The organism is Natrinema soli (assembly GCF_028618695.1).
Window position 1 is genome coordinate 1 of record NZ_JAQIVI010000820.1, and the last position, 3965, is coordinate 3965.

Annotated in this window: 3 protein-coding genes and 1 pseudogene; all 4 read right to left on the reverse strand. The window is 67.5% G+C overall.

Annotated features, from left to right (window positions below; all coding sequences use genetic code 11):
• The coding region (locus PGX04_RS33280) for an aminotransferase class III-fold pyridoxal phosphate-dependent enzyme (protein WP_273742380.1) at positions 1–462 on the reverse strand (462 nt) is incomplete at its 3' end.
• A gap of 61 nt (positions 463–523) precedes the next feature.
• Positions 524–1758, reverse strand: a pseudogene (locus PGX04_RS34930) (aminotransferase family protein).
• Positions 1755–2942, reverse strand: coding sequence for a M20 family metallopeptidase (locus PGX04_RS33295; protein WP_273742383.1), 1188 nt, complete (start codon positions 2940–2942; stop codon positions 1755–1757). Before PGX04_RS33295 ends, PGX04_RS34930 begins: the two are co-directional and overlap by 4 nt.
• Positions 2943–3045: 103 nt before the next feature.
• On the reverse strand, positions 3046–3965 hold a 920-nt coding region (locus tag PGX04_RS33300; RefSeq protein ID WP_273742384.1), incomplete at its 5' end, for a mandelate racemase/muconate lactonizing enzyme family protein.

The following is a 3965-nucleotide window of genomic DNA, read 5'->3' on the forward strand; positions in this document are numbered from 1 at the left end:
CGTCTGCGGGTCGCCGGTCGCGCTTCCCGCGCCGTAGGTCGAACCGTGGTAGGACCGCCACCGGGACAGGATCTTCGGCGCGTCGGCGTAGTCCCGTGCGACCGTCATCGCGAGCTCGTTCGCCTCGCTGCCCGAGACCGAGAACATGACGTCCGACAGCGAGTCGGGGCCGACCGCGGCGAGACCCTCGCTCAGTTCTGCTCGCGCCGGCGTTCGCTTCGCGGAGGAGACGTACTGGATGCGCTCGAGTTGCTCGGTCATCGCGTCCACGATGGCCCGATTTCCGTGGCCGGCGTTGACGCAGTACAGTTGCGAGACGAAGTCGAGGTACTCCGCTCCCTCGGCGTCGACGACGCGCGTCCCCTCACCGTCGGTGATCGTCATTCCCGTCGAATCGGGGTCGTACCAGTGGGGGATGTGCAACTGCATCTCGGCGTCCGTGTCTGTGTTATCTAGTGGCATGGTATGTGTCTGGTCGTATCGAGACAAGTAATTACCGCTGTCGGTGCCGCCCGACGACGCGTCAGCGGTCCATCGCCGCGTCGGAGATCTCGAGCGCGGTATCGAGGGCCGCGACGGCCTCGTCGATATCGGATTCGGTGATCGGCAGCGGCGGCGCGACGATGAGCGTGTTGATCATGTTCGCGACGTAGATGTCCTCGTCGGCGGCGGCCGCAGCGACCTCGTCGACGACCGTCGATCCCGTCGAGATCTTGTCCACGCACTCCCCGAAGGGAACGCGCTCGTCCAGGTCCCTCGTTAGCTCGAGCCCGCGGAAGAGCCCGACGCCGCGGGCCTCGCCGACGCTCGGGTGGGTTTCGGCCAACTCCTCGAGGCGGTCGCCGAGGTAGTCGCCGACCTCGCTGGCGTGCTCGATGAGGTTCTCCTCCTCGTAGGTCTCGACGGCGGCGAGGCCGGCCGCACAGGCGACGGGGTGGCCCGCGTATGTGTGGCCGTGACAGAACATCTCGCCCTCGAAGTGATCGGCGATCTCGTCGGTGACGATCATCGCTCCGAGCGGCGCGTACGCGCCCGGGAGCCCCTTCGCCATCGTCATGATGTCGGGGGTGACGTCGAAAACGTCGCAGCCGAACCACTCGCCAGTGCGGCCGAAGCCGGCCATCACCTCGTCGCAGATGAGTAAGGCGTCGTGCTCGTGGGCGATCTCCTTCAGCCGCGGGAGGTGCTCCTCCGGCGGGACCAGAATGCCGTTCGAGCCGGCGATCGGTTCGACGAGGATCGCCGCGACCGTATCGCCCTCGAGCATCAGCATCTCGTCGATGTACTCGAGGCTCTCCATCGGCTCGAGCGTCGAGCCGTAGGCGTAGGGATCGGGAGCCTTGATCGCGCCGGGGAGCCGGGTTCGGCCATGAGCCGTCGCGGGTCGCCGGTGACGCTGATCGAGCCGGCCGTCGCGCCATGATAGGAGCGGTACCGCGAGACGATCTTCTGCTTGCCCGTGTACATGCGGGCGATCTTGATCGCGGCCTCGACGGCCTCGGTGCCGCTGGTCGAGAAGAACGTCTTCGAGAGGTTCCCGGGCGTGACGTCGGCGAGTTTCTCGCCGAGGCGGGCGCGGGCCTCCGTGGCGAATCCCGGCGCGAAGTACGCCCCTTCGCGAGCCTGCTCGGCGATCGCGTCCGCGACGGCGTCGGTCGAGTGGCCGAGGTTCGACACATGAGCTGGCCGGAGAAGTCGATGTACTCGTTCCCCTTCCCGTCGGTAAATCACCGCGCGGACGGTATCGGACGGACTCACTCGCGAGCGGCGTTCGACTCGAGTCCGCTGGAGAGGATCTCGCAGGACGCTCCGAGCAGCGCGTGGAGCCCGTCCGCGGCGGCCTCAAGGTCCACGCGCTCGTCGTACGTGTGTGCCTGCGCGAGATCGCCCGGCCCCCACGTGATCGCCTCCGTGTTCGCGTCGTTGACGAAATTTCGCATGTCCGTCGACGCTTCGATGCCCCACGGCTCGTCGGGAGCGTCGCCGACCTCGGCGGAGTGACGTCGGAAGATGTCCGCGAGCGCGCTGTCGGCCGAAATCGCCGCCGATTCGTACGTTCGAGTTCGCTCCCACGAGGTCTCGACATCGTGCTCCGCTTCGACCTCGGCGAGTAGCGAGTCGATCTCCGCGTCGATGTCGCCGATCTCCTCATCGGGGAGGAACCGACGGACGACCGTGATCGTCGCCGATTCGGGGATCACGTTCTCTTTCATCCCGGCGTCGACCATCGTCACCGTCGAGTACGCCCATCCGACGAGGTCGTCCGTCCGCTCTCTGACCGTCGCATCGTACTCGGCGAGCGCGTCTAGTACCGGCCGAGCGCGGAGTACGGCGTTTCGCCCCTGATCCGGTCTGCTCGCGTGTGACGGCTCGCCGAGAATGCGGATTTCGTACCACGCAAGTCCCTTCTCTCTCGTCGCCGCCCGAAGCCCCGTCGGCTCGAGCACGACGCCGTAATCGCCGTCGTACCCCCGTTCGAGCAGCGTCTTCGTCCCGGGCTCGGCGGTCTCTTCGCCCATCGCCGCATGGAAGACGATCGACCCCGGCAGGTCGCCGGCGTCGATCTTGTCCGCGAGGCGAGCGGTCGCCAGCATTCCGATCGCGACGCCGGTTTTCGTGTCGACGCTTCCCCGGCCGAACAGCGAGCCGTCGACGACCGCCGCGCCGTACGGATCGTACTCCCACTCCGTCGGATCGCCCGCCGGAACGACGTCGATGTGACCGTTGAGGACGAGCGTCGGATCGCCGTCGCCGACTCGAACGGCGACCTGCGGCCGGTCCTCATCCGGTTCCTCGATCAGGTCCGCGCCGACGCCGCGGTCGGCGAACCAGTCGGCGATGTATTCCGCACACGGCCGCTCGTTTCCGGGCGGATTCTCCGTTTCGATTTCGACGAGCGCCGCGACGAGTCGTCGAACCTCGTCTCGGGTCGTGGTACCCATACGCGCGCCATTTCGAACGCCAATAAAAACGTTCCGCCCGGCCGAGGCGGCGGTAGGTCGGTAGGCCGAGACGCGATGAGTCGAAACGGCCGCCGTCTCCGTACTACTTCTTCCGGTGTTCCTCGACGACGTCCCAGTCGAGTTCGATCCCGAGCCCCGGTTCGTCGGGGACCTCGATCCGTCCATCCCGTATGAGCGGCTCGTCGGCGGCGACGAGGTCGCCCCACCACGGCACGTCGCGGGCGTGGACCTCGAGTGCGAGGAAGTTCGGGACCGTCGCGCCGACGTGGACGCCGGCCATGGTCGCGACCGGACTGCCGATGTTGTGGGGGCACATCGTCAGGTAGTAGGTGTCGGCGAGTTCGGCGATCTTCTTCGTCTCCGCGATGCCGCCGGTCTTGGGCACGTCGGGCGCGACGAACGAGACGGCCTCTTCCTCGACGAGGTCGCGGAAGCCGTGGCGGCCGTAGCGGTTCTCCCCCGTCAGCAGCGGCTGTTCGACGCTCCGATTGGGCGTCGCCAGCGCGTCCGCGTTCTCCGGCGGGAGCGGGTCCTCGATCCACGCGAGGTCGTAGGGCTCGAGCGCCTTGCACAGCTTCTCGTACGCCTCGACGCTGAAGTTCCAGTGCAGGTCGACCGCGACCTCGGCCTCGTCGCCGACCTCCTCGGTCACGGCCTCGACCAGCCCGCGCTTGTGCTCGATCTCCGGCCCGTCGAAGTGCCGTGCGAGCGTGTCCACGTCCCGACCGGAGGGCACGTCGAGGTCGAACTTGATCAGCTCGTAGCCGTCGTCGACCGCCGCTCGAGCGGCGCGGGCGTAGACCGTCGCCTCGTAGGTCTCGTCGGACTGTTCGTTGAGGGCCGACTCGACCATTCCCTCGCCGGCGTGGCAGTCCGCGTACATGCGGACCTCCTCTCGGGTCTTGCCGCCCAGGAGCTGATAGACCGGCTGCTCGAGGATCTTGCCGGCGGCATCCCAGAGCGCGAATTCGATGCCGCTGATCGCGATCGTGCCGATCCCCT

Coding starts and splice junctions, on each gene's coding strand:
- PGX04_RS33295 (WP_273742383.1), bottom strand. CDS start 2,942: ATGGGTACCACGACCCGAGACGAGGTTCGACGACTCGTCGCGGCGCTC.